Annotated in this window: 26 protein-coding genes; 14 read left to right on the top strand and 12 right to left on the bottom strand. The window is 63.1% G+C overall.

The genetic code is table 11. The features are described 5' to 3' along the window. Positions 1-891: Asp-tRNA(Asn)/Glu-tRNA(Gln) amidotransferase subunit GatB (gatB, locus tag ACTCHC_RS06665; protein WP_463021698.1), on the bottom strand; the 891-nt coding region annotated here is incomplete at its 3' end. 156 nt (positions 892-1,047) lie between these two features. Between gatB and ACTCHC_RS06660 the strand changes: the two genes are divergently transcribed. Together ACTCHC_RS06660 and ACTCHC_RS06655 are read left to right on the top strand one after the other, a co-directional pair. Then, positions 1,048-1,665, top strand: coding sequence for a transglycosylase SLT domain-containing protein (locus ACTCHC_RS06660; protein ID WP_463021697.1), 618 nt, complete (start codon positions 1,048-1,050; stop codon positions 1,663-1,665). 96 nt (positions 1,666-1,761) lie between these two features. Then, the gene (locus tag ACTCHC_RS06655; RefSeq protein ID WP_463021696.1) at positions 1,762-2,574 is read left to right on the top strand and encodes a transglutaminase-like domain-containing protein; all 813 of its coding nucleotides are present in this window, start codon (positions 1,762-1,764) and stop codon (positions 2,572-2,574) included. A 6-nt stretch (positions 2,575-2,580) separates the two neighbouring features. On the opposite strand, the gene ACTCHC_RS06650 is transcribed toward ACTCHC_RS06655, so the two are convergent. Continuing rightward, a complete protein-coding gene (locus tag ACTCHC_RS06650) occupies positions 2,581-3,456 on the bottom strand; it encodes a 1-acyl-sn-glycerol-3-phosphate acyltransferase (protein WP_463021695.1) in 876 nt (291 codons plus the stop codon). A 111-nt stretch (positions 3,457-3,567) separates the two neighbouring features. Next, complete coding sequence (gene pepN / locus ACTCHC_RS06645; protein WP_463021694.1) at positions 3,568-6,111, bottom strand: aminopeptidase N; 2,544 nt, start codon at positions 6,109-6,111, stop codon at positions 3,568-3,570. A 94-nt stretch (positions 6,112-6,205) separates the two neighbouring features. Between pepN and ACTCHC_RS06640 the strand changes: the two genes are divergently transcribed. Further along, positions 6,206-6,478: a hypothetical protein gene (locus tag ACTCHC_RS06640; protein WP_463021693.1), complete on the top strand. Its 273-nt coding sequence runs from the start codon at positions 6,206-6,208 to the stop codon at positions 6,476-6,478. A gap of 34 nt (positions 6,479-6,512) precedes the next feature. Here ACTCHC_RS06640 and ACTCHC_RS06635 read toward each other — a convergent pair whose 3' ends face one another. The 3 genes from ACTCHC_RS06635 to ACTCHC_RS06625 are packed head-to-tail and all read right to left on the bottom strand — an operon-like array spanning position 6,513 to position 7,766. Then, positions 6,513-6,962 carry an SRPBCC domain-containing protein gene (locus ACTCHC_RS06635; RefSeq protein WP_463021692.1) on the bottom strand — a complete coding sequence of 150 codons (450 nt, stop codon included), beginning with the start codon at positions 6,960-6,962 and terminating at the stop codon, positions 6,513-6,515. Continuing rightward, positions 6,959-7,429, bottom strand: a complete 471-nt coding sequence (locus tag ACTCHC_RS06630) for an SRPBCC family protein (protein WP_463021691.1) — start codon at positions 7,427-7,429, stop codon at positions 6,959-6,961. The genes ACTCHC_RS06635 and ACTCHC_RS06630 overlap by 4 nt, the downstream gene beginning before the upstream one ends. Further along, a complete protein-coding gene (locus ACTCHC_RS06625; RefSeq protein WP_463021690.1) occupies positions 7,407-7,766 on the bottom strand; it encodes an ArsR/SmtB family transcription factor in 360 nt (119 codons plus the stop codon). The genes ACTCHC_RS06630 and ACTCHC_RS06625 overlap by 23 nt, the downstream gene beginning before the upstream one ends. A 120-nt stretch (positions 7,767-7,886) precedes the next feature. On the opposite strand from ACTCHC_RS06625, the gene ACTCHC_RS06620 reads away from it, so the two are divergent. From ACTCHC_RS06620 to ACTCHC_RS06605, 4 genes are all read left to right on the top strand, one after another. Next, positions 7,887-10,034, top strand: a complete 2,148-nt coding sequence (locus ACTCHC_RS06620) for a malate synthase G (RefSeq protein ID WP_463021689.1) — start codon at positions 7,887-7,889, stop codon at positions 10,032-10,034. A gap of 24 nt (positions 10,035-10,058) precedes the next feature. Further along, positions 10,059-10,487 carry a GlcG/HbpS family heme-binding protein gene (locus ACTCHC_RS06615; protein WP_463021688.1) on the top strand — a complete coding sequence of 143 codons (429 nt, stop codon included), beginning with the start codon at positions 10,059-10,061 and terminating at the stop codon, positions 10,485-10,487. Between the two features lie 118 nt (positions 10,488-10,605). Continuing rightward, positions 10,606-11,382 (top strand): gamma-glutamyl-gamma-aminobutyrate hydrolase family protein, encoded by a 777-nt coding sequence (locus ACTCHC_RS06610; RefSeq protein WP_463021687.1) that lies wholly within the window; start codon positions 10,606-10,608, stop codon positions 11,380-11,382. A 61-nt stretch (positions 11,383-11,443) separates the two neighbouring features. Next, positions 11,444-11,878: a c-type cytochrome gene (locus tag ACTCHC_RS06605; protein WP_463021686.1), complete on the top strand. Its 435-nt coding sequence runs from the start codon at positions 11,444-11,446 to the stop codon at positions 11,876-11,878. Positions 11,879-11,884: 6 nt separating this feature from the next. Here ACTCHC_RS06605 and ACTCHC_RS06600 read toward each other — a convergent pair whose 3' ends face one another. Next, positions 11,885-12,355, bottom strand: coding sequence for a GNAT family N-acetyltransferase (locus tag ACTCHC_RS06600; RefSeq protein ID WP_463021685.1), 471 nt, complete (start codon positions 12,353-12,355; stop codon positions 11,885-11,887). A 68-nt stretch (positions 12,356-12,423) separates the two neighbouring features. Between ACTCHC_RS06600 and ACTCHC_RS06595 the strand changes: the two genes are divergently transcribed. The 4 genes from ACTCHC_RS06595 to ACTCHC_RS06580 all read left to right on the top strand — a co-directional run bounded on the left by ACTCHC_RS06595 (position 12,424) and on the right by ACTCHC_RS06580 (position 17,386). Next, on the top strand, positions 12,424-12,879 hold the full coding sequence (locus ACTCHC_RS06595; protein WP_463021684.1) for a methyltransferase family protein: 456 nt from the start codon (positions 12,424-12,426) through the stop codon (positions 12,877-12,879). A 129-nt stretch (positions 12,880-13,008) separates the two neighbouring features. Further along, on the top strand, positions 13,009-14,580 hold the full coding sequence (locus ACTCHC_RS06590) for a Re/Si-specific NAD(P)(+) transhydrogenase subunit alpha (RefSeq protein WP_463021683.1): 1,572 nt from the start codon (positions 13,009-13,011) through the stop codon (positions 14,578-14,580). Positions 14,581-14,593: 13 nt separating this feature from the next. Then, the gene (locus ACTCHC_RS06585; protein WP_463021682.1) at positions 14,594-16,027 is read left to right on the top strand and encodes an NAD(P)(+) transhydrogenase (Re/Si-specific) subunit beta; all 1,434 of its coding nucleotides are present in this window, start codon (positions 14,594-14,596) and stop codon (positions 16,025-16,027) included. A gap of 195 nt (positions 16,028-16,222) precedes the next feature. Next, positions 16,223-17,386, top strand: a complete 1,164-nt coding sequence (locus tag ACTCHC_RS06580; RefSeq protein ID WP_463021681.1) for a M20 aminoacylase family protein — start codon at positions 16,223-16,225, stop codon at positions 17,384-17,386. 27 nt (positions 17,387-17,413) lie between these two features. Here the strand turns inward: ACTCHC_RS06580 and moaA are convergent, their stop codons facing one another. From moaA to glmU, 5 genes are read right to left on the bottom strand one after another with little or no spacing between them, the layout of a single operon-like run. Next, positions 17,414-18,418 carry a GTP 3',8-cyclase MoaA gene (gene moaA, locus ACTCHC_RS06575; protein ID WP_463021680.1) on the bottom strand — a complete coding sequence of 335 codons (1,005 nt, stop codon included), beginning with the start codon at positions 18,416-18,418 and terminating at the stop codon, positions 17,414-17,416. A gap of 36 nt (positions 18,419-18,454) precedes the next feature. After that, on the bottom strand, positions 18,455-19,129 hold the full coding sequence (locus tag ACTCHC_RS06570; protein WP_463021679.1) for a DNA alkylation repair protein: 675 nt from the start codon (positions 19,127-19,129) through the stop codon (positions 18,455-18,457). Next, positions 19,119-19,667, bottom strand: a complete 549-nt coding sequence (locus ACTCHC_RS06565; protein WP_463021678.1) for a pyridoxamine 5'-phosphate oxidase family protein — start codon at positions 19,665-19,667, stop codon at positions 19,119-19,121. Before ACTCHC_RS06565 ends, ACTCHC_RS06570 begins: the two co-directional genes overlap by 11 nt. Continuing rightward, positions 19,668-21,488: a glutamine--fructose-6-phosphate transaminase (isomerizing) gene (gene glmS, locus ACTCHC_RS06560; protein WP_463021677.1), complete on the bottom strand. Its 1,821-nt coding sequence runs from the start codon at positions 21,486-21,488 to the stop codon at positions 19,668-19,670. A gap of 2 nt (positions 21,489-21,490) precedes the next feature. Beyond that, positions 21,491-22,843, bottom strand: a complete 1,353-nt coding sequence (glmU, locus tag ACTCHC_RS06555; RefSeq protein WP_463021676.1) for a bifunctional UDP-N-acetylglucosamine diphosphorylase/glucosamine-1-phosphate N-acetyltransferase GlmU — start codon at positions 22,841-22,843, stop codon at positions 21,491-21,493. Between the two features lie 118 nt (positions 22,844-22,961). On the opposite strand from glmU, the gene ACTCHC_RS06550 reads away from it, so the two are divergent. The 3 genes from ACTCHC_RS06550 to ACTCHC_RS06540 form a co-directional block, all read left to right on the top strand. Further along, entirely contained in the window at positions 22,962-23,633 is a 672-nt protein-coding gene (locus ACTCHC_RS06550; protein ID WP_463021675.1) for an HAD-IA family hydrolase, read from the top strand. A 31-nt stretch (positions 23,634-23,664) separates the two neighbouring features. After that, entirely contained in the window at positions 23,665-24,858 is a 1,194-nt protein-coding gene (locus ACTCHC_RS06545; RefSeq protein ID WP_463021699.1) for a DegT/DnrJ/EryC1/StrS family aminotransferase, read from the top strand. A gap of 47 nt (positions 24,859-24,905) precedes the next feature. Beyond that, the coding region (locus ACTCHC_RS06540; RefSeq protein ID WP_463021674.1) for a flavodoxin family protein at positions 24,906-25,541 on the top strand (636 nt) is incomplete at its 3' end.

Genomic DNA, 25,541 nt, shown 5'->3' with positions numbered 1-25,541 from the left:
GTCATGCGCCTCTTCCTTGGACCGCATGGAACGGGTCTCGCCCTTGTCGGGGTCGTAGAGCCGTGTTTCCTGCACGATGGCGCCGCCATCCTCGAGGATGGCGATCTGGCGGCGGGCCTCATAGTCGATGGCGGCCTGGATGAAGCGCAGCGAGTTCATGTTCTTGATCTCGCAGCGGGTGCCGAGATGGCTGAAATCCTGGGTCGCCTGGTATTTCTCATACTGCCCGGGCTGGCAGACCGAGACGTTCACGTCAGCGCGCAAGTTGCCGTTCTGCATGTTGCCGTCGCAGGTGCCCAGATAGCGCAGGATCTGGCGCAGCTTGACGACATAGGCGGCCGCCTCGTCCGGGCCGCGCAGATCGGGCCGGCTGACGATTTCCATCAGCGCGACGCCGGTGCGGTTCAGGTCGACGAAGCTCATGTTCGGGTCCATGTCATGGATCGACTTGCCGGCATCCTGTTCCAGATGAATGCGTTCGATGCGCACGCGGCGGGCAATGCCCGGGGCCATATCGACGATGATCTCGCCCTCACCGACGATCGGGTGGTAAAGCTGGCTGATCTGATAGCCCTGCGGCAGATCGGGATAGAAATAGTTCTTGCGGTCAAAGGCCGAGGTCAGGTTGATCTGCGCCTTCAGCCCCAGCCCGGTGCGCACCGCCTGTTCGACGCAGAATTCGTTGATGACCGGCAGCATTCCCGGCATCGCGGCATCGACAAAGGCGACATTGGAATTGGGTTCGGCCCCGAAGGTGGTCGAGGCGCCGGAAAACAGCTTGGCGCGGCTGGCGATCTGGGCGTGAACCTCCAGCCCGATCACGAGTTCCCAGTCATGTTTTGCCCCTGCGATGACTTTGGGTTCGGGGGTGGTAAAGGTAAGATCCAGCATCATGGGCGTCCTGTCAGGGGTCGCCTGCGGTTTTAGGGCAGGTGCCCCGACGGGGCAAGGGGCGGCGGTGTTCCGCCGGTTTGAAAGCGGGGAGTTGCGTGGCCATGGTTTTGCGGCAATTCTGCCGGGGGCTGAAACAGCAAGGCGCATGGGTGCATGAAGCGTTTGATCTGTCTGGGGATTATTGGATTGGCTTTGGCCGGATGTGCCGGGCATGACAATGAGGCCGAGATTTCCAGCCGGAACCTGAGCCTGCCCGCGATGCATTGGGACGACCATCGCCCAGATGATCAGGCGCGGGGCTGGACATTGGCGGCCATGGCGGCCGTGCAGACCCATGGTGGCGGCCTGACCCAGACCATACCCAAGGATATCGCGGTGTTTTGTCCGGGCTATGCACAGGGCGACCAGACCCGGCGCGCGGCCTTCTGGGCGGGGCTGTTTTCGGCGCTGGCCAAGCATGAAAGCACCTGGAACCCGGCGGCGGTCGGGGGCGGCGGGCGCTGGTTCGGTCTGGTGCAGATCGCCCCTGCCACGGCACGCGGCTATGGCTGTTCGGCGCAAACGGGCGATGCGCTCAAGGATGGATCGGCCAATCTGGCCTGCGCCATTCGTATCGCCGCCCACACGGTTGGCCGCGATGGGGTCGTGGCGGCGGGCGGGCGCGGTGTAGCGGCCGACTGGGCCCCTATGCGCAATGCTGAAAAACGCGCCGACATGGCGCGATGGACGGCATCGCAAAGCTATTGCCGCGCCGAGGGCAAGGCTTCGTAAGGTTTTCGGGCTTCGCCCCGATTGCCCATGCAACCAATCTGGCGCCCGGCAGTTAAGGTGAGACAAGCAGTAACTGTTTCACAAAGGAGCTGGCCGTTGCGTCTGCATATTGGCTGCGAGATTACCTATGACCTGCCACAGGTCACACCGATGATCGTGATGCTGAGCGCGCATCATTCCCGCGTCGAAGATCTGGAACGGCCCGACAGGCTGATGACCACACCATCGGTGCCGGTCACCGGGTATCATGATGCCTTTGGCAACTGGTGCCACCGGCTGACGGCGCCGCAGGGGTTGTTTACCCTTGGCACTGACGGGATCATCCATGATGACGGCCAGCGCGATCCGGTGCAGCCCGACGTGGTGGAACATCCTGTGCAGGATCTGCCGCCAGAGGTGTTGCGATATCTGTTGGGCAGCCGCTATTGCGAAACCGATCTGCTGTCTGATACCGCCTGGAGCCTGTTTGGCGCGATGGCGCCCGGCTGGGGGCGGGTGCAGGCGATTTGCGATTTCGTGAACCGGCACATTCAGTTCGGCTATGAATTTTCACGCCCGACCCGGACGGCGGCCGAGGCCTATAACGAAGGGCGCGGGGTGTGCCGGGATTTTACCCACCTGGCGATCACGCTGTGCCGGTGCCTGAACATTCCGGCGCGCTATTGCACCGGTTATATCAGCGATATCGGAGAGCCACCGCCCTATGCGCCGATGGATTTCGCCGCCTGGATGGAGGTCTATCTGGGTGGTCAGTGGTGGGCTTTCGATCCGCGCAACAACAAGCCACGGATCGGGCGGGTGCTGATCGCGCGCGGTTGCGACGCCACGGATGTGCCGCTGACCCACAGCTTTGGCATGAACAGCCTGGTTGGTTTCAAGGTCTGGATCGACGAGGCACAGGACGGCTGAACGCCCCTAACCTTGCAGAACCGACCGCGCCCAGCTTGGACGGCGCGTACTGTCCACCAGTGAAACCTCGGGCGCATACCGCCCGCCAAGGGCCAGCGTCTGGGCGCGCAGCATTTCTATGCCCTGTTCAGAGCGCACCGGCAGCGCAGATGCCGATATCGGTGCGCCAACCGTCATCCGATAGGGCTGGCTGGCCTTGTTCAGCGTCTCGTGAAAAAGGGTGATGTCGCGCAATGTCGGGTGGATCAGGTCGAACAGATAGAACAGCACCGAATTGCGCGCCCGTATGTTGATCGGGATCACCGGCACATCGAACTTGCGCGCGATCATCGCCGCCGAGGCCATCCATGGCCGTTCCCGCAGTCGCAATCCGCTGCGCTTGGCCAAACGGCCCGATGGAAAGATCACGCCCACGCGGCCGGCGTCGATCGCGGAACGGGTAAAGGCCATGGTTTCACGGGTCTTGCCATGGCTGCGCTTTTCCTCGCGCCATTCCACGGGGGCGATCATCCGGTCCATCTGCGGCAGAACGCGCAGGATATCGCGGTTGGCATAATAGAACAGATCGGGACGAACCGGCGACAAGGCCGACCACAGCATGATTCCATCGGCAATGCCGGTGGGGTGGTTGGCCACGATCAGCGCCGGGCCGGACCGCGGGATGTTGTCCAGCCCGGTGATCTGCACATCCTGCGCCAGAAGCCGCGCCATTTCATCCATGATGACCGGATAGGGGTGATCTTTCAGCGCCTCGCCCAGGGCGACGGTGCGTGGATAGCCCAGCAGCCGGGTCAGAACACGGCGGGACGGTGCGGACCATGGATGTTTGGCAAACAGCCAGGGCGCGCGCTCTTCGATCAGGGGGTCGATTCTGTCCTGCATGATCCTTGTCACCATAGTGCTGCAAAATAATTGTGACAATGTGAGACATATCCCGGATATGGCGCTTGGCAAATGACATCGCGCAACGTGCAGGCGATTTATTGCCGGTTTTCAGGCCCCCATCAGCCGGTCCGCCATCTCGCCCAGATCGCGGCTTAATCCGGGATGAGCGCGGATCCGTGACAGGGCGGCACGCATCATATCCTGGCGATCAGCATCATAGCGGGGCCAGGTTTCAAATGCCGTTGACATGCGCGCCGCGGTTTGCGGGTTCACGCCATCCAGCCGGATCAGCCAGTCGGCGACCAGATCGTATCCAGCCCCGTCTGGGGTGTGGAAACCCGCAGCATTGGTCGCAAACGCGCCGATCAGAGAACGGAAGCGGTTTGGATTTTTCCAATCGAAATCAGGGTGTTTTGCGAGGGTCTTGACAGTGGATGCCGCGCGCTCGGGCGCGGCCAGCCCTGCCTGCAGCGCGAACCATTTGTCCAGCACCAGCCGGTCATCGGCCCATTGGTCATAAAAGGCGCGCGTTTCGGCCGCGCCCGCGCCAATCTCCAGCAGGCAGGCAAAGGCGCCCAGTTGATCGGTCATGTTGTCGGCCGCTGCATATTGCGCCGTGGCCTGCGCGCCAGCATCCAGCCGCGACAGATAGGCCAGCGCCGAGTGTCGCAATGCCCGCCGCCCGGCATCACCCGCATCGGGGCGATAGGGGCCCGGGCAGGCCATATCGGCATAGAGACGCGGCAACAGGTCTGACAGGTGCCGGGCAATCGCCGTTTTCAGCATGCGCGTTGTCGCGTGGATCGTCCCTGGATCGGGGGTTAGGCCGCTGTCGACCAGTGATTGCGCCATGTCATCTTCGGACGGCAGGCGCAGCACCAGCGCGCGAAACGCCGGATCAAGGCTGTCATCCCCTGCCACACGGTGCAGCGCATCCAGCAGGCCGGCCGATGGTGCGGCGCCTTCGCTGATCATGCGGATCAGCACGTCCTTGGCCAGCGCGCGGCCGGCCTCCCATTTGTTGAAAGGATCGGTGTCATGGGCCAGCAGAAAGGCGCGTTCCTGCGCCGTGCTGTCGCGTTGCACGATCACCGGCGCGGAAAAACCGCGCAGGATCGAGGGCACCGGGCGCGCCGCCAGCCCGTCAAAGGTGAAACTTTGCCGGGCCTCGGTCATTTCCAGAACCGTTGTCGGCACGATCTCATCCCCGTTTGGATTAAGCAGGCCCACCGCGATAGGAATGACCTGTGGCAGTTTGTCGTCCTGACCGGGCGTCTTCGGTGTTTTCTGTTCAAACGAAAGGGTATAGCGGCCATTGCTGAAGTCGTCTGTCACTGTCAGGCGCGGGGTTCCGGCCTGGGAATACCACCGCTTGAACTGGGTCAGATCGCGCCCGGTGGCATCCTGAAACACCGTCAGCCAATCCTCGATCGTGGCGGCATCTCCGTCGTGGCGGGTGAAATACAGATCCAGCGCGGCCTTGTAGCCATCATCGCCCACCAGCCGTTTCAGCATGCCGATGACCTCGGCGCCCTTTTCATAGACGGTGGCGGTATAGAAATTGTTGATCTCGACATAAGCCTCGGGGCGCACAGGATGGGCCAGCGGGCCGTTATCTTCGCGGAACTGGCGCGCGCGCAGCATCAGCACGTCTTCGATCCGCTTGACGGCATGGGACCGCATATCGCCGGAAAACTGCTGATCGCGGAACACGGTCAGCCCTTCTTTCAGGCACAGCTGGAACCAGTCGCGGCAGGTGATACGGTTGCCGGTCCAGTTGTGGAAATATTCATGGGCGATGATCGCCTCGATCCGGGCGAAATCATCGTCGGTGGCGGTCTGCGGGCTGGCCAGAACGTATTTGGAGTTGAAGATGTTCAGCCCCTTGTTCTCCATCGCGCCCATGTTGAAATCATCGACCGCGACGATGTTGAACACGTCCAGATCATATTCGCGGCCATAGCTGTCCTCATCCCATTTCATGGACCGTTTCAGCGCGTCCAGCGCATAGTCGCATTTATCCTGATCGCCGGGGCGCACCCAGATGTTCAGCTTCACTTGTTTGCCGGAAGCCGTTGTAAAATCGTCAGAAACCGCCACCAGATCACCCGCGACCAGCGCGAACAGATAGGCCGGTTTGGGCCAGGGGTCGTGCCACTCGGCCCAGCCATCGCCCGCCGCCACCGGGTTGCCGTTTGACAGCAATACCGGCAGATCGCTTTCGATACGCACGGCAAAAGGCGCCATCACATCGGGGCGGTCGGGGTAAAAGGTGATCTTGCGGAACCCTTCGGCCTCACACTGGGTGCAATACATGTGGTTCGACATGTAAAGCCCTTCCAGTGCTGTGTTTTTCTCTGGAGCGATCTCGACTTCGGCGGTCCAGACGAAGGGACGATCAGGCACGTCGCAACGCAGCCCCGAGGCGTCAATCACCGGTGATACGGCCGCCCCGTCGATCGCCGCCGCGATCAGGCGCAGCCCCTCGCCATCCAGCCGGAACGCACCGGGGGCGCGGTCCGGGTTGGGGCGAAAGCTGATTTCGGACAGAACCCGGGTGGCGCCCGGCGACAGGCGAAAGGTCAGCGACACCTGATCGACCAGCCAGACGGGCGGGGCGTAATCGGACAGGAGGATAGGTTCTGCGGTCATCATCTTCCCGGAAATGGAACGAAGTTGCATCGCAGACGTTAATCAGTTGCCGGACGGGCATCAACCAAAAGGCAAACAATCGGAGGACAGCCACATGTCGGCCCCCAGAACCAATACGGAAACACAGAGCAGACGGCATCGCTGGCCGTTGATCGGCATGATCATTGTCGTGCTGTTCGGGGTGGGGATCATTCTTTATTGGATGGTCTTCGATGTCGCGGGCAAAGGCAACACGCCGCAGAACGGTGCGCAGATCGACGGTCGGACGGGCGAGATCACCGATCAGCCCGAAACGACGCCCGCGCCTACCGAAACGATCACGCCGACGCCGCCGGTGAATGCGCCGCAGCCGGATCCGACCGACTGAACGTGACAGGGGCGCGGGGCAGTGGCGCAGGCGGCTAAAGCGCGCGCGCCGCTGCTTCCAGTTTCGCCAAGGTCTCATAGCCCTTTTCCTCGGCGCCGAATTTTATCGCGTCCGCGCGGGTCATGTCGATCAGCGTCATGCGCAGCGTCACCCGTGTGCCGTCCTGTTCTGGCGCAAAGGTCACGACTACATCAGCGTGATGGCGCATGTCGTCAAACCCCAACAGCCGATAGGCGATGCGCTGCTGCGGCACCATCTCGATGAACTCATGCAGGTTGGGAAATCGCTGACCATCCCCCACCATGGTGAAACGCCAGCGCCCGCCCTGACGCAGGTCGATTTCTTCGGTCTCGCAGTGATAGCCATCGGGCCCCCACCAGCGCGGCAAGTGGTCGGGATCGGTCCAGGCGCGCCAGACGGCGGCGGGGGGCGCGTCGATCAGACGCTCCAGAATCAGGGTGCGCTCGGGGCTGTCCGTGCTCATTTCATCAGCCCCTTTGCGTAATCTTCAAGTTGCGTAACGACAGTGCCCCAGCCGTCGTAAAAGCCCATATCCTCATGCGCCTTGCGGGTGTCGGGGCTGCGATGGCGCGCGATGGCGGTGTATTCGGTGCCGCCGTCGGGCGTGACGGACAACAGCAGGATCGCGGTCATGAAGGGCTCGGGCGCGGGTTTCCAGCCTTCGGTATAGGTATCTGTAAAGACAAGCTTTTCATGCGGGATCACTTCCAGATAGACGCCGTTATTCGCCATCTCGTTGCCGTCCACATCAAAGGTCGTGTTGAACCGGCCGCCGACGCGCAGGTCGATATCGACGGCTGTCACCTTGTGCGGGCGCGGCACGAAGAAATGCGGGATATGTTCGGGCTGTGTCCAGCATTCCCAGACCAGGCTGCGCGGCACGGCCAGATTGCGGGTGAAACTGAGGTCAGTCTTGGGATCGAGGTCCATTGCGGTGCTCCTTCATCAGGTTGGTCACGTAATCGTCGAATCGGTCAAGCCGCGCGTCCCAGATGTCGCGCTGTTCGTCGAGCCATGTGCGCACGGGGGCGAAGGCGGCCGGGTTCAGCATGCAGGACCGCACGCGCCCGGTCTTTTCGGTTTCGATCAGGCCGGCGGCTTCCAGTTTGGCCAGATGCCCCATGAAAGAGGGCAGCGCCATGTCGAACGGGCCGGCCAGGTCCGATACGCTGGCGGGTCCTGCGGCAAGTCTGGTCAGGATCGCGCGCCGCGTCGGATCACCCAGCGCGGTGAAAATCTGGTCGAGGGATGTATCATACTTAGCCATACGCCTAAGTATTATCCCGCTGCGCCGAAAGGTCAAGTGTCATGCTGCGCCCTGCGCTTGTGATCAACCGGGCAGAGGGCTAGTCTGCCCGCAACATGCGGAACAGATGCGGGAAAACCTATGTCAGACAGGATCGCGGTCGAAGGCTTGCAGGTTGCCGATATCCTGTATCATTTCATCAATGACCGGGCCTTGCCCGGCACCGGCATCACGCCGGATCGGTTCTGGTCTGCGCTGGCAGAGCTTTTCGACCGATTTACCGCTGAAAATCATGCCCTTTTGCAGCAGCGCGAGGCCTTGCAGCAGCAGATTGACAACTGGCACATAAAGCGCGCCGGGCAGCCGCACGATCCGGTGGCCTATCAGGCCCATCTGCGCGATATCGGCTATCTGCTGCCCGAGGGGCCGGATTTCACCATCGCAACCGGTCCGACCGACCCTGAAATATCGACAATTGCCGGGCCACAACTGGTCGTGCCCATCACCAATGCGCGCTATGCGCTGAATGCCGCCAATGCACGCTGGGGCAGCCTGTATGACGCGCTTTACGGCACCGATGCGCTGGGCGATCTGCCGCGGCCGGGGTCCTATGATGCCGCAAGGGGCGCGCGGGTCGTGGCCTGGGGGCGCGCCTTTCTGGATCAGGCGGTGCCGCTGGCTGGCGGCTCCTGGAGCGAGGTCGCGGCGCTTGCGGTTGTGGATGGCGCATTGTCGGGGGTGGCGCTGGCTGATCCGCGGCAATTTTCCGGCCATGTCGGCGATGCAACCAATCCAGAAGTAATACTACTTAATAACAATGGCTTACATATTATTATTAAACTTGATCGCGCCACGCCGGTGGGGCGCGATGACCCCGCTGGGATCAGCGATGTGGTTCTGGAATCCGCCCTGTCTTCGATCATGGATTGCGAAGACAGCGTGGCCGCGGTCGATGGGCCGGACAAGACGCTGGCCTATGCCAACTGGCTGGGCCTGATGCGGGGTGATCTGGCCGAGCAGGTTGAAAAGGGCGGCAAGACCTTCACACGCCGCCTGAACGATGACATCGCCTTTACCGCCGCTGACGGGTCATCCGCGGTGCTGAAGGGGCGTGCGCTGATGCTGGTGCGTAATGTGGGCCACCTGATGACGACACCCGCAATTCTGGATGCGCACGGCCAGGAGGCGTTCGAAGGTCTTCTGGATGCGATGGTCACCACCCTGATCGCAATCCATGATCTGCAAAAAACCGTCGGCCCGCGCAATTCGCAAACCGGATCGGTCTATGTGGTCAAGCCCAAGATGCACGGCCCGGACGAGGTCGGTTTTGCCGACCGGGTGTTCAGCCATGTCGAACAGGCGCTGGGCCTGCCGCAATACACGGTCAAACTGGGCATCATGGACGAGGAACGTCGCACATCCGTCAACCTGCGCGAATGTATCCGCGCGGCGACGCATCGGGTGGCTTTCATCAATACCGGCTTTCTTGACCGCACCGGGGATGAGATCCACACCTCGATGGAGGCGGGGCCGATGCTGCCCAAGGGGCAGATGAAAACCCAGCCCTGGATCACGTCATACGAGGATCGCAATGTCGATATCGGGCTGGCCTGCGGGCTGAAGGGACGGGCGCAGATCGGCAAGGGGATGTGGGCCATGCCCGATCTGATGGCCGATATGCTGAAGGCGAAAATCGCGCATCCGCAGGCCGGGGCTACCTGTGCCTGGGTGCCCAGCCCGACGGCGGCCACGTTGCATGCCACGCATTATCACCAGGTCGATGTGATGGCGCGGCAGGACGAGATTGCGGCGGGCGGCGCGCGCGGCACGCTGGATGATCTGCTGACCATCCCCCTGGCGAGCGGCCATAACTGGACCAGCCAGGAAATCCGGCAGGAAATCGACAATAACGCGCAGGGCATCCTTGGCTATGTCGTGCGCTGGGTCGATCAGGGGGTTGGCTGTTCGAAGGTGCCCGATATTCATGATGTCGGCCTGATGGAAGATCGCGCCACCTGCCGGATCAGCAGTCAGGCGCTGGCCAACTGGTTGCATCACGGGGTGGTGACATCCGAACAGGTGATGGCGGGACTGCGGCGCATGGCGGTTGTGGTGGACCGGCAGAATGCCGACGATCCGGCCTATATCCCGATGGCGCCCGATTTCGATGGCATCGCCTTCCAGGCGGCCTGCGATCTGGTGTTCAAGGGTTGCGAACAGCCTTCGGGCTATACCGAACCGGTACTGCATGCCCGGCGGCGGCAATTGAAGGCCAGCCTGGGAAGCTAATACGAATAACAAAAGGGGTGCAGCATGGCCGTTCTGACATTGCGCAAGGCGCGCACGATCATTCGCAAGACGTTTGAAACCGGGCGCGAGATGGGGCTGAAGCCCCTGTCGGTGGTGGTTCTGGATGCCGGCGGGCATGTGATCGCCTTCGAGCGCGAAGACGGATCCAGCCCCGGCCGGTTTCCGATCGCGCAAGGCAAGGCCTATGGCTGCGTGATGCTGGGGATGGGCGGCAAGGCCCAGATGGCGCGGGCCGAAACACAGGCCTATTTCATGCAGGCGGCCAATGGCGTTTATGGTGGCAAGGTGGTGCCGGTGCCGGGCGGCATCCTGCTGCGCGATTCGCGCGGTGGCGTCATCGGGGCGATCGGCGTGACCGGGGACACATCCGACAATGATGCGGTTGCCGGATTGGCCGGCGCGGCGGCGGCAGGGCTGACGGGCGAGGCCTAGCGCCACGATCTGCCGTGAAACTGTGCGCCGGTTCAGGCAAAGGACGCTTTGTCGCGGGTGATATCTTCAACTTTGCCACCAATGTCTGTATCGTTCAGACAAAAGCAAGAGGGTGCAGATGGCGCGACCCATCGTCGGCATTATCGGGAACCACCACCTGATCAATGACACCTATTCGACGCAGGCCGGTGGCATGATGAATATCGAGGCCGTGTCCGAGGTTTCGGGCGCGCTGCCTTTGCTGGTGCCGGCCGATCCGCGTTTCGTGTCCTTGCCCGAACTGATGGAAACCTGCGACGGTTTCCTGTTCACCGGCGGGCGCCCCAATGTTCACCCTGCGGAATATGGCGAAGAGCCGACCCCGGCGCATGGCGATTTCGACCGGGCGCGCGACGGTCTGACGCTGCCGCTGATCCGGGCGCTGGTCGAACGCGGCCAGCCGTTTTTCGGCATCTGTCGCGGCTTTCAAGAGGTCAACGTGGCGATGGGCGGCACGCTGTATCCCGAAATCCGCGATCTGCCGGGCCGGATGAACCATCGTATGCCGCCCGATGGCACCGTCGAAGAGAAATTCGCCCTGCGCCATATGGTGCGCCTTACGCCCGATGGCCCCTTTGCGCGGCTGCTCGGGGCGTCACAGGTCATGACCAACACGCTTCACGGGCAGGGGATCAAGACCCCCGGCGCGCGCATCGTGATTGATGGCCACGCCCCCGACGGCACACCCGAGGCGATTTTCGTGCGCGATGCGCCCGGTTTCACGCTGTCGGTGCAGTGGCACCCGGAATATAATGCCGCCAATGACCCCGTGTCGCGGCCGTTGTTCCAGGCCTTCGGTGAAGCGGTGCGCGCCTGGGCCTGCACAAAACACGCCCCCGTGCGCAAGACGGCATGACTTGACCTTCCCCCTGCTGGAACGTTTAGACGGCTGCTGACCGGAAAAATTGGAGGCGTGAATGCGAAACTTGATCATCGCGGGGATTGTGGTGGTTCTGGGGCTTGGCGGCATCGTCTATGTGCTGCGCCCCGCGCCGGTGCCCGTCCCGGCGGCGGTGGCGCAAACCGCACGTCCCGGCGCGGCGGTAACGGTTACGCTGCCGGTTCTGGATGATCAGGCGCGTATGGGTCAGTTGGCCTTTGCCGCCAAATGCGCCGCCTGCCACGGCGACAACGGTGCCGGGCGTGAGGGGGCGGGCCCGCCGTTGATCCACAAGATATACGAGCCGGGCCATCATGGCGATTTCGCCTTTGTCAGCGCCGCGCGCAACGGTGTGCGCGCCCATCACTGGCGCTTTGGCGACATGCCCGCCGTGGCGGGTGTCAGTGACGCCGATATCGCCAATATCGTGGCCTTCGTGCGCGCCGTGCAGCGCGCCAACGGAATCAATTGACCGGCATCACAGGGCGAAAGCCATGCGGAAATTGGTCAGCGCCACGCCGTTGCGGATCACGCTTTGGCGGGCCAGCGTCTGCCAGCCATGGCGGGTAAAGAACCGCTGTGCCAGCCAGCTTGCCTCGGTCGTCAGCAGCGGCAGCCTGCGGCCGCGCGCCCAGGCGATCTGACGCAGATACAGCGCATCCGCCACGCCGGCTCCCATCTGGTCGGGCGCGACATAGGCAAGATCAAGAAAGCCGTCGTGGCCCAGCGTCATGAAGCCCAGCACATCGTCGCCGTGATGGGCAATCAGGCCGTGCCCGCCGCAGATCATGTCGCCCCAGTTTTCCGGCGCGACGGCAGGAGCCCAGGCGGCGCGTTCACGCGCGTCATAAAAGGCAGCCGCCCCCTGATGCACCGCGGCGTGAAACACCGCATAGGTTGCCGCACAATCGGATGGCCGGGCCGGGCGGATATCAAAAACGCTGTCCATATGGCGATCCGGGCTGGGGCATCGAATTGGGCTTTGCCCGGTGATAGCGCGGGCGTAAACAGGATGTCATGCGATATCTGTTCCGCCTGATTGATCTGCCGCCGCTCTGGCTGGCCTTCTTTGCCGCGCTGGCCTGGGGGCAGGGGCAATTTCTGCCGGTTCTATCCTTTGGCAACTGGGCGAACTGGCTGGGTGCTGCGCTGATCGGGGCCGGGATCATGACCGGGGCGGCGGCGGTTGCGCAATTTCTGCGCCGCCGCACCACGGTGATTCCCCGCCGCAGCCCCAGCGCGCTGGTCAGCGATGGCATTTTCCGCCTGACACGCAATCCGATCTATCTGGGCGATGCGTTGTTGCTGGGCGGGCTGGCGCTGCGCTGGGAGTCGGTTATCGGTTTGCTGCTGGTGCCGCTGTTCATGGGGTTGATACAGCGCCGTTTTATTTTGGGCGAGGAACTGCGCCTGCGGCAGGAATTTGGCGCGGCATTCGAAGCCTATGCCGCGCGGGTTCGGCGCTGGCTGTAACGGGCGCGACGTGGCGTCAAGAAAGGTCGCGCCGGTGCTTGTGAAATAATCTTGCGCAATGCTATTAGGGATGAAACGAATTTCCGACCGGCATATCTGCGTGACCGGCCAAGAAAAGGGGAGCATATCGTGAAAATCGGGGCACCGAAGGAAGTATACGAGGGCGAGGCACGCGTTGCCATGACCCCCGACAGCGCCCTTCAGCTGCAAAAGCTGGGGTATGACTGTGCCATTGAAACCGGGGCCGGGGCGGGCGCGGGTTTTTCCGATGACGCCTATCAGGCAGCCGGGGTCGAGATCATCAAGACACCCGCCGCCCTGTGGAAGTCGGCCGATATCGTCGTCAAGGTGCGCCAGCCCAACGAGACCGAGCTGAAACGCCTGCGCGAAGGCCAGACGCTGATCAGTTTCTTCAACCCCGCCGCCAATACCGAAGGCATGGAATCGGCCAAGGCCAAGGGCGCCAACGTCATCGCCATGGAAATGGTGCCGCGTATTTCGCGCGCGCAAAAGATGGACGCGCTGTCGTCGATGGCCAATATCGCCGGGTATCGCGCGGTGATCGAGGCGGGCAACAATTTCGGCCGTTTCTTCACCGGCCAGATCACGGCGGCGGGCAAGGTGCCCCCGGCCAAGGTTCTGGTGGTGGGCGCCGGTGTGGCCGGTCTGGCCGCGATCGGCACCTCGACCAGCCTGGGCGCGATCACCTATGCCTTCGACGTGCGCCCCGAAGTGGCCGAACAGGTCGAATCGATGGGCGCGCAATTCGTGTTCCTGGATTTCGAGGAAGAACAGCAGGACGGTGCCGCGACGGGTGGCTACGCCTCTGTCTCGTCCCCGGAATTTCACGCCGCCCAGATGGCCAAGTTCCGTGAACTGGCCCCGGAAATGGATATCGTGATCACCACCGCGCTGATCCCCAACCGCGAGGCGCCGGAACTGTGGACGCCCGACATGGTGGCGTCGATGAAGCCCGGTTCGGTGATCGTCGATCTGGCCGCTGAAAAGGGCGGCAACTGCAAGCTGACCGTGGCCGATCAGAAGATCGTCACCGATAACGGCGTGACCATCATCGGTTATACCGATTTCCCGTCGCGCATGGCGGCGCAGGCCAGCACGCTTTATGCTACCAATATCCGCCACATGATGACGGATCTGACCCCGGGCAAGGATGGCCAGATCGTTCACAACATGGAAGACGACGTGATCCGCGGTGCCACGGTAACCTTTGGCGGCGAAATCACCTTCCCGCCGCCGCCGCCCAAGATCAAGGCGATTGCTGCCAAGCCCAAGGAAAAGGTCAAGGAACTGACGCCTACGGAAAAGCGCGCCCAAGAAGTGGCCGCCTTCAAGGCGCAGACCAAACAGCAGGTCACATTGCTGGTTGTGGGGGCCGTGTTGTTGCTGGCGGTCGGCAGTATTGCGCCGGCCAGCTTCATGCAGCATTTCATTGTCTTCGTGCTGTCGGTCTTTGTCGGCTTCCAGGTGATCTGGAACGTGTCGCATTCGCTGCACACGCCGCTGATGGCCGTGACCAACGCCATTTCGTCGATCATCATCCTGGGGGCGCTGATGCAGATCGGATCAGGGTCGTTCCTGGTGATCGTGCTGGCCTCGTTGTCAGTCTTCATGGCAGGGATCAACATCTTCGGCGGCTTCCTTGTCACCCGGCGCATGCTCGCCATGTTCCAGAAATCCTGAGGGGGCCAGAGCAATGGAATTCGGTTTTACCATCGCCGCCTATGTGATCGCGGCTGTTTTGTTCATCCTTTCGCTGGGCGGCCTTTCGGGGCAGGAAAGTGCCAAGCGGGCCGTCTGGTATGGCATCGCCGGCATGGCGCTGGCGGTTCTGGCCACCCTGATCGGGCCGGGCAGCGGGCTTTGGCTGCTGTCGGCGGTTTTGATCGCGGCGGGCGGCATCATCGGTTTCTATATCGCGCAGCGCGTGCAGATGACCGAAATGCCGCAACTGGTGGCGGCCATGCACAGCCTTGTCGGTCTGGCGGCGGTTTTCGTGGGCTATAACGCCTATCTTGAACTGGGCCGGGTTCTGGCCATGACCCCGGTCGAGCGCGAGGCCCTGGACGGCTTTGCCGCGCTGCTGGCGCATAAGGATGCGGTCGAGCAGTCGATCCTGAAGGTCGAGGTGTTCCTGGGTGTGTTCATCGGGGCGATCACCTTTACCGGGTCGGTCGTGGCCTTTGGCAAACTGGCGGGCAAGGTGTCGTCAAAGGCGACCAAGCTGCCCGGCGGGCATATGCTGAATGCGGGCGCTGCGATCCTGAGTGTGATCCTGCTGATCATGTTCCTGAACGGTGCCGGTCTTTGGTCGCTGATCGCGATGACGCTGCTGGCCTTCTTCATCGGCTATCACCTGATCATGGGTATCGGCGGTGCCGATATGCCGGTGGTCGTGTCGATGCTGAACAGCTATTCGGGCTGGGCGGCGGCGGCGATCGGGTTCAGCCTGGGCAATGACTTGCTGATCGTGGTCGGCGCGCTGGTGGGTTCTTCGGGTGCGATCCTGTCCTATATCATGTGCAAGGCGATGAACCGCAGCTTCATCAGCGTGATCCTGGGCGGCTTTGGCGGCACCAGCGGCCCCGCGATGGAGGTCGAGGGCGAACAGATCGCCATCGACGCCGAAGGCGTGGCCGCAGCCCTGGACGAGGCCGACAATATCATCATCATCCCAGGTTACGGCATGGCGGTGGCGCAGGCGCAGCAATCGGTATCGGAGCTGACCAAGCGGCTGCGCGCCAAGGGCAAGACTGTGCGCTTCGCCATTCACCCGGTGGCGGGGCGTCTGCCCGGCCATATGAACGTGCTGCTGGCCGAGGCCAAGGTGCCCTATGACATCGTGCTGGAAATGGACGAGATCAACGATGATTTCCCCAGCACCGACGTGGCCATCGTGATCGGGTCGAATGACATCGTGAACCCCGCGGCCCAGGAAGACCCAAACAGCCCCATCGCCGGGATGCCGGTTCTGGAATGCTGGAAGGCCAAGCAGGTGTTCGTATCCAAGCGTGGGCAGGGCACCGGCTATTCCGGCATCGAAAATCCGCTGTTCTACAAGGAAAACACGCGGATGTTCTATGGCGATGCCAAGGCCAGCCTGGACAAGCTGCTGACGATGATCAGTTGATCGTTATTCTGTGACGATGCAATTCGCCCTGCCTTTTGGCGGGGCGTTTTGTATTTGGGGGGGCATGGTGCGCGCGGCCTGTGGCGGTGTTTTTACGGCGATGCGGGGCAGGCTGTGGCTTGATTTTCACCGGGGCGCGCCGCAGGCTGATATGCAACCGCACGACCGCCGTCCGACCGACCCAAAGGAATCCTCATGCCCGTCAAGAATCGCATTGCGCAGATGCACGATGAAATCACCGCCTGGCGGCATGATTTTCACACTCATCCCGAATTGATGTTCGACACGCATCGCACGGCCGCGCGCGTGGCCGATTTGCTGGGCGATTTTGGCTGTGACGAGGTGGCAACCGGTATCGGCCGCATCGGCGTGGTGGGCGTGATCCGGGGGAAGACGGACAGCTCTGGCCGGGTGATCGGGCTGCGCGCCGATATGGACGCCCTGCCGATAGCCGAACAAACCGGGGTGGATTATGCATCGCAAACACCGGGCAAGATGCATGCCTGCGGGCATGACGGCCATATGGCGATGCTGCTGGGGGCGGCGAAATATCTGGCCGAGACGCGCAATTTCGACGGCACCGCCGTGGTGATCTTTCAGCCCGCCGAAGAGGGAGGCGGCGGCGGGCGCGAAATGGTGCAGGACGGGTTGATGGAGCGGTTCGGCATTCAGGAAGTTTACGGCATGCACAACCTGCCGGGCCTGCCCGCCGGTCAGTTCGGCATTCGCCCCGGCCCGATCATGGCGGCAACGGATGAGTTTGAAATCATCGTTACCGGCCGTGGCGGCCATGCGGCCAAACCGCATGAAGGCGTCGATACCACGCTGGTGGCCGCGCATATGGTGATCGCACTGCAATCCATCGCCTCGCGCAATATCGACCCGCTGAAACAGGTGGTGGTGTCGGTCTGCACCTTCCGCACCGATACCGAGGCGCATAACGTCATCCCGCAGAATGTCCGCCTGCGTGGGACCGTGCGCACGATGGATGCCGGCGTGCAGGCCCTTGTTGAAACCCGGCTGAAGGATATCGTGACCGGCACCGCCCAGACCTTTGGCGCGCGGGCCGATATCCGCTATCGCGCCGGTTATCCGGCCACGGTGAACGCGCCCGACCAGACGGAATTCGCCGCCAGCGTGGCGCGCATGGTGGCGGGCAGTGTGGATGACGATATCGCCCCCACGATGGGGGCCGAGGATTTTTCCTATATGCTGAACGAGCGCCCCGGCGCCTATATCTTTACCGGCAATGGCGACAGCGCCGCCTGGCACACGCCCGATTATAATTTCAATGATGACGCGATCCCGGCAGGGGCGTCTTATTGGGTGGGCATCATCGAACAGCGGATGCCGGTTTAGTCGATTTTTCGCAGAAAAATCAGGGTATCAGCCGCCGGTATGGCTCATGTGGCGGGGCATCTGGCCATCGGCGCGCTGGCGGGAATAGTCGAAATCATGGCCCTTGGGCTTGGCCGCGATCGCCGCGTGGATCGCTTGCACCAGCGGCGCGTCGTCGTCGGGATGGTTGCGCAGGGCAGGGCGCAGATCGGCCATGTCTTCCTGGCCCAGGCACATGTAAAGCTGCCCGGTGCAGGTCAGCCGCACCCGGTTGCAGCTTTCGCAGAAATTATGGGTCAGGGGGGTGATGAAACCAATTTTCTGGCCGGTCTCTTCCAGCCGGACATAACGCGCAGGCCCGCCGCTGCGTTCGGCCAGATCGGTCACGGTATAACGCTCGGCCAGACGGGTGCGCAGATCGGACAGGGCCCAATATTGATCCAGCCGGTTTTCATTACCGATATCGCCCATCGGCATGACCTCGATCCAGGTCAGGTCGATATCGCGTGACGCGCACCATTCGGTCAGGGTGAACAGCTCGCAATCGTTGAACCCTTTCAGCGCCACCGCATTGATCTTGACCCGCAGCCCTGCGGCCTGTGCCGCATCAATGCCGCGCAGCACCTGCGGCAACCGGCCCCAGCGGGTGATCTGTGCAAATTTATCCTGATCCAGCGTATCAAGCGACACATTCACCCGCCGCACGCCCGCCGCATGCAGATCATCCGCAAAGCGTTCCAGCTGCGATCCGTTGGTGGTCAGCGTCAGCTCTTGCAACGCGCCGCTGTCCAGATGCCGCGACATCGCGTTGAAAAACGTAATGATACCCTTGCGCACCAGCGGTTCGCCCCCGGTGATGCGCAGTTTCTGCACGCCAAGGCCGATGAAGGCCGAACACATCCGGTCCAGCTCCTCCAGCGACAGCAGTTCGGCCTTGGGCAGGAAGGTCATGTTTTCCGACATGCAATAGACACAGCGAAAATCGCATCGGTCGGTGACCGAAACGCGCAGGTAAGTGATCGCGCGGGCAAAGGGATCAATCAGCGGTGTCATCGGCTGAACCTAAGGCCGCCGGGGCGGGGCTGCAAGTCACAGATACTTGCCCGCTTCCTTGCGGGCAAAGGGTTTCAGCCGGGCGCCATGGGTTTCAAGGAAGGTTTGCGCACGCGGCGCATCGTGCTTCGACAGATCGCGCAGCCACCAGGCGATGGCTTTCTGGATGAACCAGGCGTGATCGTCGGCCCGCGCGGCGGCCCAGCCCAGCACCCGGTCGCGGATCGCCAGATCCTGCGCGGTGGGATGGTTCTGCTTGGTCCAGGGCAGGGTGATCACAAAGGCGGCGCGCCGGGTCCACATATGGTCGGACGTGATCCATGTTTCGACCGTATCAATGCGGCCCGGATCGGCGATCAGCCGTTTCTGCCCGGCCATGCAGGCGTGATCGGCAATCGCCCAGCTGTCGAAATCGGGCACCCAGGCAACGATCAGATCCCAGACCGCATCATCGGGGCGGGTGCGGGCCTGGGTCAGCAGTTTGGCGGCGGCGATGCGGGCCTCGAATATATCACTGGCCCACAGATCGCGCGCCAGCGCCACGCGCTGATCCACCGTCAGCGCCTGACGCCAGGCTTGTGTCAGATCATTCAGCGCCGGGTTGGGGATGCCCAGCACCGGGCGGGTTTGTTTGTGATAAGCGGCCATACCCGTTGCGCGCCCCGGTTCGACAAGGTCGCGCAGGGCGGCCAGCGCCTCGTCAAAGGTCATCGAAAATACCTGTCGGCGCACCGTCCAGCGTGGACTGGTTCTTGTCGCGCCAATAGGCGGTAATGCCCTCGGGCCCCCTGTTTTCGGCCCATTTTTCCAGCACATCACGTTCGCCCGCGAACTCGAAGAACGGCACCGCATAGCCGCAGGATGTCTGGACCAGATCGACCGTCACATCGAACACCTGCCGCGCCCCGGGCGAGGGGGCGAACAGCCCGTCCAGCGCCGCCCAATCCGCATCGCGCGGATGGATCGCCCGCGCGGTGCCATAGCAGCGCAAGATCAGCGGTTGCGCCGTAAACGAACACCACATCAGCGTGATCCGGTTCACCTGCGCCAGATGGCCGGCGGTTTCATTGCCGCTGCCGGTCAGGTTGCGCCAGACGATCCGGTTTGGCCCCAGAACGCGCAGGCTGTCAATGCCCTTGGGTGATACATTGACCCGGCCATCGGCGGCGGCCGAGCCGGTGAAAAAGATATGCTGGGCCTCGATAAAGGCGCGGTGCTGATCGTGAAGGGCGGGAAACTGTTTGGCCATCTATTCCACCGTTACCGATTTGGCCAGATTGCGCGGCTGATCGACATCGGTGCCCTTGGCCACCGCCGTGTGATAGGCCAGCATCTGCGCGGGCAGGGCATAGAGGATCGGGGCGAATAGATCGGCCACCTCGGGCAGGATGATGGTCTTCCAGACGCCGTCGCTGGCGATCTGCGCGCCCTTGGCATCGGTGATCAACAGCACCTTGCCGCCGCGGGCCAGGACCTCTTGCATATTCGATACGGTCTTGTCGAACAGCCGGTCAAAGGGGGCCATCACCACCACCGGCACATGTTTGTCGACCAGCGCGATCGGCCCGTGTTTCAATTCGCCCGACGCATAGCCTTCGGCGTGGATATAGCTGATTTCCTTCAGTTTCAGCGCGCCTTCCAGCGCCAGCGGGAACATCGCGCCGCGCCCCAGGAACAGCACATCGCGGGCTTCGGCCAGCTTGCGGGCCACCGCGCGAATATCCTTGGACTGGCCCAGGGCCAGGTTCATCAGGCCGGGCAGGTTCTGCAACGCACCCAGATGCGTGGCCAGGGCGGCCGCGTCCAGCCGCCCACGCGCCTGCGCCGCCTTCAACGCCAGCAGCGCCAGCACCGTCAGTTGACAGGTGAATGCCTTGGTCGAGGCAACGCCGATCTCGACCCCGGCCAGAATCGGCAGCACCACATTGCTTTCGCGCGCGATGGAACTTTCGGGCACATTGACCACCGCCACGATCTGATCGGCCTTGCCGGTGACATAGCGCAGCGCGGCCAGCGTATCGGCGGTTTCGCCGGACTGGCTGACGAAAATGGCCATGGTGCGGGCCGGAACCGGCGGTTCGCGATACCGGAATTCCGACGCCACATCGACATCGACGGGAATGCCCGCCAGCTGTTCGAACCAGTATTTGGCGGTCAGGCAGGCCAGATAGGCGGTGCCGCAGGCCACCATGGTGATACGGTCGCAGGCGCTGAAATCCAGGGCATCGGGCAGGGATATATCCTGGCCCTCGGCCATCAGGTAATGACGCAGGGCATCGCCCAGAACGGCGGGCTGTTCGGCGATTTCCTTGGCCATGAAATGCTTGTGCCCGGCCTTTTCGACACGGGCGGCGTCGATGGCGATCGTCTTGACGGGGCGATTGGCCAGATGGCCCTGCGCATCATAGATATCGACGCCCGCGCGGGTGATCACGGCGCGGTCGCCTTCCTCCAGATAGGTGATCCGGTCGGTCAGCGGCGCCAGCGCGATCGCGTCAGAGCCCACGAACATCTCGCCGTCGCCATGCCCGATGGCCAGCGGCGATCCTTTGCGCGCGGCGATCATCAGATCGTCTTCACCGGCGAACAGGAAACACAGCGCAAAGGCACCGTCCAGCCGGGCGATGGTGGCCGTGGCCGCATCGCGCGGGGCCATGCCCTGATCCATGAAATGGCGCGCCAGCAGGGCGATGGTTTCGGTATCGGTTTCGCTTTCCGATGTGATGCCATGTGTGGCAAGTTCGGCGCGCAGATCGCGGAAATTTTCGATGATGCCGTTATGCACGACCGCGACCCGCCCCGACAGATGCGGATGCGCGTTGCGCACCGAGGGCGCGCCATGCGTGGCCCAGCGGGTATGGCCGATGCCAGCCTTGCCCGCCAGCGGTTCATGCACCAGCAGATCCGACAGATTCACCAGCTTGCCCACCGCGCGGCGGCGGTCCAGATGGCCATCGTTGACGGTGGCGATCCCGGCGCTGTCATAGCCGCGATATTCCAGCCGTTTCAGCGCCTCGACAATGATGGGGGCGACTTCGTGACTGCCCAGAACCCCGACGATACCGCACATGTTTAATACTCTTTCCGCTGTTTCGCCTTGGCAGACTTTAACATTTCGAACATCCGGCGGGCCAGCCCGTCCTTGTTGACCTGCCGCGCCCGGCCCACGGCCAGCGCCTCGGCCGGCACATCCGACGTGATCACCGACCCCGAGGCCGTCATCGCATCCGCGCCCACCGTGACCGGGGCCACCAGCATTGTATCCGATCCGATGAAGGCGCGCGCTCCGATCACGGTGCGGTGTTTCGACACGCCGTCATAATTGCAGGTCACAGTGCCCGCGCCGATATTCGCGCCCGCGCCGATATCGGCATCGCCGATATAGGTCAGGTGATTGACCTTGGCCCCGGCATCCAGGATCGCATTCTTGATTTCCACGAAATTGCCCACGCGCACGTCTTCGGCCAGTTCGGCACCCGGGCGCAGCCGGGCAAAGGGGCCGACCACGGCGCCGCGCGACACATGGCAGCCTTCCAGATGCGAAAAGGCGCGGATGGTGGCCCCGGATTCCACCGTCACATCAGGGCCGAAAAACACGTTGGGTTCGATCACGGCATCGCGGCCCAGCACGGTGTCATGGGCAAAGAACACGGTGTCGGGCGCGATCAGGGTCACGCCATCTTCCAGCGCGCCGGCCCGGGCGCGGGCCTGAAAGGCGGCCTCGGCACCGGCCAGATCGGCGCGGGTGTTCACGCCCATGGTTTCGGCTTCGTCACAGATCACGGCGGTGGCCGACAGCCCGCGCGCCCGCGCCAGCCCGACAATGTCGGTCAGATAGTATTCGCCAGCGGCATTGTCGTTGCCCACCGCGCCGATCAGCGAAAACAGGGTGGCGGCATCGGCCATGACCACGCCGCTGTTGCAGATGGTGATCGCGCGCTGAGCCTCGGTTGCATCCTTGTATTCGACGATACGTTCCAGCGTTTCGCCCGACAGTATCAACCGGCCATAGCGCGCCGGATCGGCGGCCTGAAAACCCAGGATCACCACATCATGCGCCGCGCGGGCGGCGGCCATCGCTTCCAGCGTTTCGGGCCGGATGAAGGGCGTGTCGCCATACAGAACGATCACATCGCCGCCAAACCCGTCCAGCGCCGCGCGGGCCTGATCAACCGCATGGGCGGTGCCGTTCTGTTCGTCCTGATGCACCACGATCACATCGGGGTCATGGTCGCGCGCGGCGGCGGCCACCGCATCGGCCCCATGCCCCGTCACCACCACGATATGGTCCGGCGCCAGCGCCGCGCCCGATTTCATCGCATGCACCAGCAGGGGGGCGCCTGCCACCCTGTGCAGCACCTTGGGCAGGTCGGAATTCATCCGTGTGCCCTGTCCTGCGGCAAGAATGATCAGTGCGGTCGGCATGGCGGGCCCTTTCAATCTGTTGCCACACCTTTTATCGGGGAATGGCGGTGCCGCAAGGGCCGTGCCGATCAAAAGGCGTTTCGGCAGGTTTCAATGGCCGCAAAAGGGACAATCACGGATGCGCAGCGTGATCTTCGATCTGGATGGAACACTGGCCGATACCAGCGGTGATCTGATCGCGGCGGCCAATAGCTGTTTCACCGGTATGGGGCTGGGCGCGCCGCTGGATGCCGATGCCGACAAGGCGGTGGCGTTTCAAGGCGGGCGGGCCATGCTGCGGCTGGGCTTTCAACGGGTCAACCCCGCCTGGGCCGAAACCGATATCGACACGCAGGTGCCAACCTTTCTGGCGGCCTATGCCGCGGAAATCGACCTGCGCACGCGGCTTTATCCCGGCGCGACCGATGCGGTGGCGCAATTGCGCGAGGCGGGCTTTGCCGTGGGTATCTGCACCAACAAGCCGCAAGGGCTGGCCGAATTGCTGCTGTCGCGGCTGGGTGTGCGGGATATGTTCGCCTCGCTGGTGGGGGCCGATACGCTGGCGCAGCGCAAGCCACATCCCGCGCCCTATGTCGCAGCGGTCGAACGGGCGGGCGGTGTGGTGGCGCGCTCGATCCTGATCGGCGATACGATCACCGACCGCGATACCGCGCGCGCGGCTGGCGTGCCTTGCGTTCTGGTCACCTTTGGCCCCGAAGGCGACCGGATTGCGGCGCTGAAACCGCAGGCGCTGTTGCATGATTATCAGGCATTGCACGATCTGGCGCAGCAGTTGCTGCCGCCCGATTGACCTTTGGCCGCCATCCGCCAATCATATGCGCATGATAGAATGTTTTACCGGAAGCTTTACCCAGCCCGAACCGATTCCCGAAGACGGGATCGCGGCGGCGCTGGCCGTGCTGCGGCATGGGCGGCTGCATCGTTATAATCTGTCAGGGGAAGAGGCAGGCGAGGCGGCCCTGCTGGAGCGGGACTTCGCGGCCCTGACCGGGGCGAAATACTGTCTGGCGGTGGCCTCGGGCGGCTATGCGCTGGGCTGTGCGCTGCGGACGCTGGGGGTGGGGCCGGGCGACCGGGTCTTGTCCAACGCCTTTACGCTGGCGCCGGTGCCCGGTGCGATCACCAGTGTCGGTGCGCATCCGGTTCTTGTCGGTGTGACAGAGGATCTGACCATAGATCTTGTTCACCTGCGCGCACAGATCAAGGCCAGCGGGGCGCGGGTTTTGCTGTTGTCGCACATGCGCGGCCATATCTGCGACATGGATGCGCTGATGGCGATCTGCGATGCGGCGGGTGTGCGGGTGGTCGAGGATTGCGCCCATACGATGGGGGCGGACTGGGCCGGTGTGCCATCCGGGCGGCATGGGGTGATCGGCTGTTATTCCACCCAGACCTACAAGCATATAAATTCGGGCGAGGGCGGGCTGATGATCAGCGACGATGCCGATCTGATGGCCCGCGCGGTGCTGTTGTCGGGGTCTTACATGCTTTTCGACCGGCATGTCGCCGCACCGCCCACGCCGGCGTTTGACGTGCTATTGGGCGATGTGCCGAATGTTTCGGGCCGGATGGACAATCTGCGCGCCGCCATCCTGCGCCCGCAACTGCCGCTGTTGGCGGATCGGCGGGCGCGCTGGAACATTCTGTATGCCCGTATGCAGGCGGGGCTGGCCAATGTGCCGGGGCTGCGGCTGATCGACCGGCCCACCGCCGAAGGATTCGTGGGATCGTCGTTCCAGTTCCTGCTGCCGGGCTGGCCGGGGGCGCGCGTTCAGGATCTGCTTGGCCGCTGCGCGGCGCGCGGGGTGCAGTTGAAATGGTTCGGCGCGGCGCGGCCCGCCGGGTTTACATCGCGCTATGACCACTGGCGCTATGCCGCGCCGGCACCCCTGCCGCAGACCGATGCCGTGCTGGCCGGGCTGATCGACATGCGCCTGTCGCTGACGTTTTCGCCGGATGATTGCGATGTGATCGCGCGGATCATCGGTCAAGAGGTTGCCCGCGCCCGCCGCTAGGGAACCCATCCCCACGCTCAGGCATTGATCCGATGACGGAGGATCAGATGACCGATTTCACCGGCCTGCGCGCGCTTTACATCAACACCACCCTGACCCTGGACCCAAGCCAAAGCCATACGCAAACGCTGCTGGGCGCTTCGGCGGCGATCATGCGCAAGCAGGGCGTGCAGGTGGATCATCTTCACCTGCTGTCGCATCGGGTTCCCCACGGGATCTATCCCGACATGACCGAACATGGCTGGGAACGCGACGACTGGCCGGACCTGTGGCCGCAGGTTCTGGCGGCGGATATTCTTGTGATCGGCACGCCGATCTGGCTGGGCGAGGAAAGCAGTGCCTGCCGCGTGCTGATCGAGCGGCTTTATGCGATGTCGGCCAAGCTGAACGACTGCGGGCAGTCGATCTTTTACGGCAAGGTTGGCGGAACCGTCGTCACCGGCAATGAGGACGGCATCAAGCATGTCGCGATGTCGGTGGGGTTCGCGTTGAACCATCTGGGTTATACGATCCCGCCACAGGCCGATTGCGGCTGGATCGGCGAGGCCGGGCCGGGTGCGTCTTATGGTGATGCGTTGCCGGACGGGGGCCATGCCGGCGCGCAGAACGAATTCACACAGCGCAACACGACCATCATGACCTGGAACCTGATGCATGTGGCGCGGCTGCTGCGCGATCAGGGC

The sequence above is a fragment of the Actibacterium sp. genome (assembly GCF_055134745.1).
The sequence above is the reverse complement of the archived record's forward strand: the minus strand, read 5'-3'. Positions and strand labels throughout refer to the sequence as shown.

What these genes read in the sequence shown, in the direction of transcription:
- ACTCHC_RS06580 (WP_463021681.1), top strand. Translation starts at nt 16,223, where the DNA reads ATGCCCGTCAAGAATCGCATTGCGCAGATGCACGATGAAATCACCGCC.
- ACTCHC_RS06635 (WP_463021692.1), bottom strand. Translation starts at nt 6,962, where the DNA reads ATGAGCACGGACAGCCCCGAGCGCACCCTGATTCTGGAGCGTCTGATC.
- ACTCHC_RS06620 (WP_463021689.1), top strand. Translation starts at nt 7,887, where the DNA reads ATGTCAGACAGGATCGCGGTCGAAGGCTTGCAGGTTGCCGATATCCTG.
- ACTCHC_RS06585 (WP_463021682.1), top strand. Translation starts at nt 14,594, where the DNA reads ATGGAATTCGGTTTTACCATCGCCGCCTATGTGATCGCGGCTGTTTTG.
- glmS (WP_463021677.1), bottom strand. Translation starts at nt 21,488, where the DNA reads ATGTGCGGTATCGTCGGGGTTCTGGGCAGTCACGAAGTCGCCCCCATC.
- ACTCHC_RS06610 (WP_463021687.1), top strand. Translation starts at nt 10,606, where the DNA reads ATGGCGCGACCCATCGTCGGCATTATCGGGAACCACCACCTGATCAAT.
- ACTCHC_RS06605 (WP_463021686.1), top strand. Translation starts at nt 11,444, where the DNA reads ATGCGAAACTTGATCATCGCGGGGATTGTGGTGGTTCTGGGGCTTGGC.
- pepN (WP_463021694.1), bottom strand. Translation starts at nt 6,111, where the DNA reads ATGACCGCAGAACCTATCCTCCTGTCCGATTACGCCCCGCCCGTCTGG.
- ACTCHC_RS06565 (WP_463021678.1), bottom strand. Translation starts at nt 19,667, where the DNA reads ATGGCCAAACAGTTTCCCGCCCTTCACGATCAGCACCGCGCCTTTATC.
- ACTCHC_RS06595 (WP_463021684.1), top strand. Translation starts at nt 12,424, where the DNA reads ATGCGATATCTGTTCCGCCTGATTGATCTGCCGCCGCTCTGGCTGGCC.
- ACTCHC_RS06570 (WP_463021679.1), bottom strand. Translation starts at nt 19,129, where the DNA reads ATGACCTTTGACGAGGCGCTGGCCGCCCTGCGCGACCTTGTCGAACCG.
- glmU (WP_463021676.1), bottom strand. Translation starts at nt 22,843, where the DNA reads ATGCCGACCGCACTGATCATTCTTGCCGCAGGACAGGGCACACGGATG.
- ACTCHC_RS06550 (WP_463021675.1), top strand. Translation starts at nt 22,962, where the DNA reads ATGCGCAGCGTGATCTTCGATCTGGATGGAACACTGGCCGATACCAGC.
- ACTCHC_RS06600 (WP_463021685.1), bottom strand. Translation starts at nt 12,355, where the DNA reads ATGGACAGCGTTTTTGATATCCGCCCGGCCCGGCCATCCGATTGTGCG.
- ACTCHC_RS06545 (WP_463021699.1), top strand. Translation starts at nt 23,665, where the DNA reads ATGATAGAATGTTTTACCGGAAGCTTTACCCAGCCCGAACCGATTCCC.
- ACTCHC_RS06640 (WP_463021693.1), top strand. Translation starts at nt 6,206, where the DNA reads ATGTCGGCCCCCAGAACCAATACGGAAACACAGAGCAGACGGCATCGC.
- moaA (WP_463021680.1), bottom strand. Translation starts at nt 18,418, where the DNA reads ATGACACCGCTGATTGATCCCTTTGCCCGCGCGATCACTTACCTGCGC.
- ACTCHC_RS06650 (WP_463021695.1), bottom strand. Translation starts at nt 3,456, where the DNA reads ATGCAGGACAGAATCGACCCCCTGATCGAAGAGCGCGCGCCCTGGCTG.
- ACTCHC_RS06625 (WP_463021690.1), bottom strand. Translation starts at nt 7,766, where the DNA reads ATGGCTAAGTATGATACATCCCTCGACCAGATTTTCACCGCGCTGGGT.
- ACTCHC_RS06615 (WP_463021688.1), top strand. Translation starts at nt 10,059, where the DNA reads ATGGCCGTTCTGACATTGCGCAAGGCGCGCACGATCATTCGCAAGACG.
- ACTCHC_RS06660 (WP_463021697.1), top strand. Translation starts at nt 1,048, where the DNA reads ATGAAGCGTTTGATCTGTCTGGGGATTATTGGATTGGCTTTGGCCGGA.
- ACTCHC_RS06630 (WP_463021691.1), bottom strand. Translation starts at nt 7,429, where the DNA reads ATGGACCTCGATCCCAAGACTGACCTCAGTTTCACCCGCAATCTGGCC.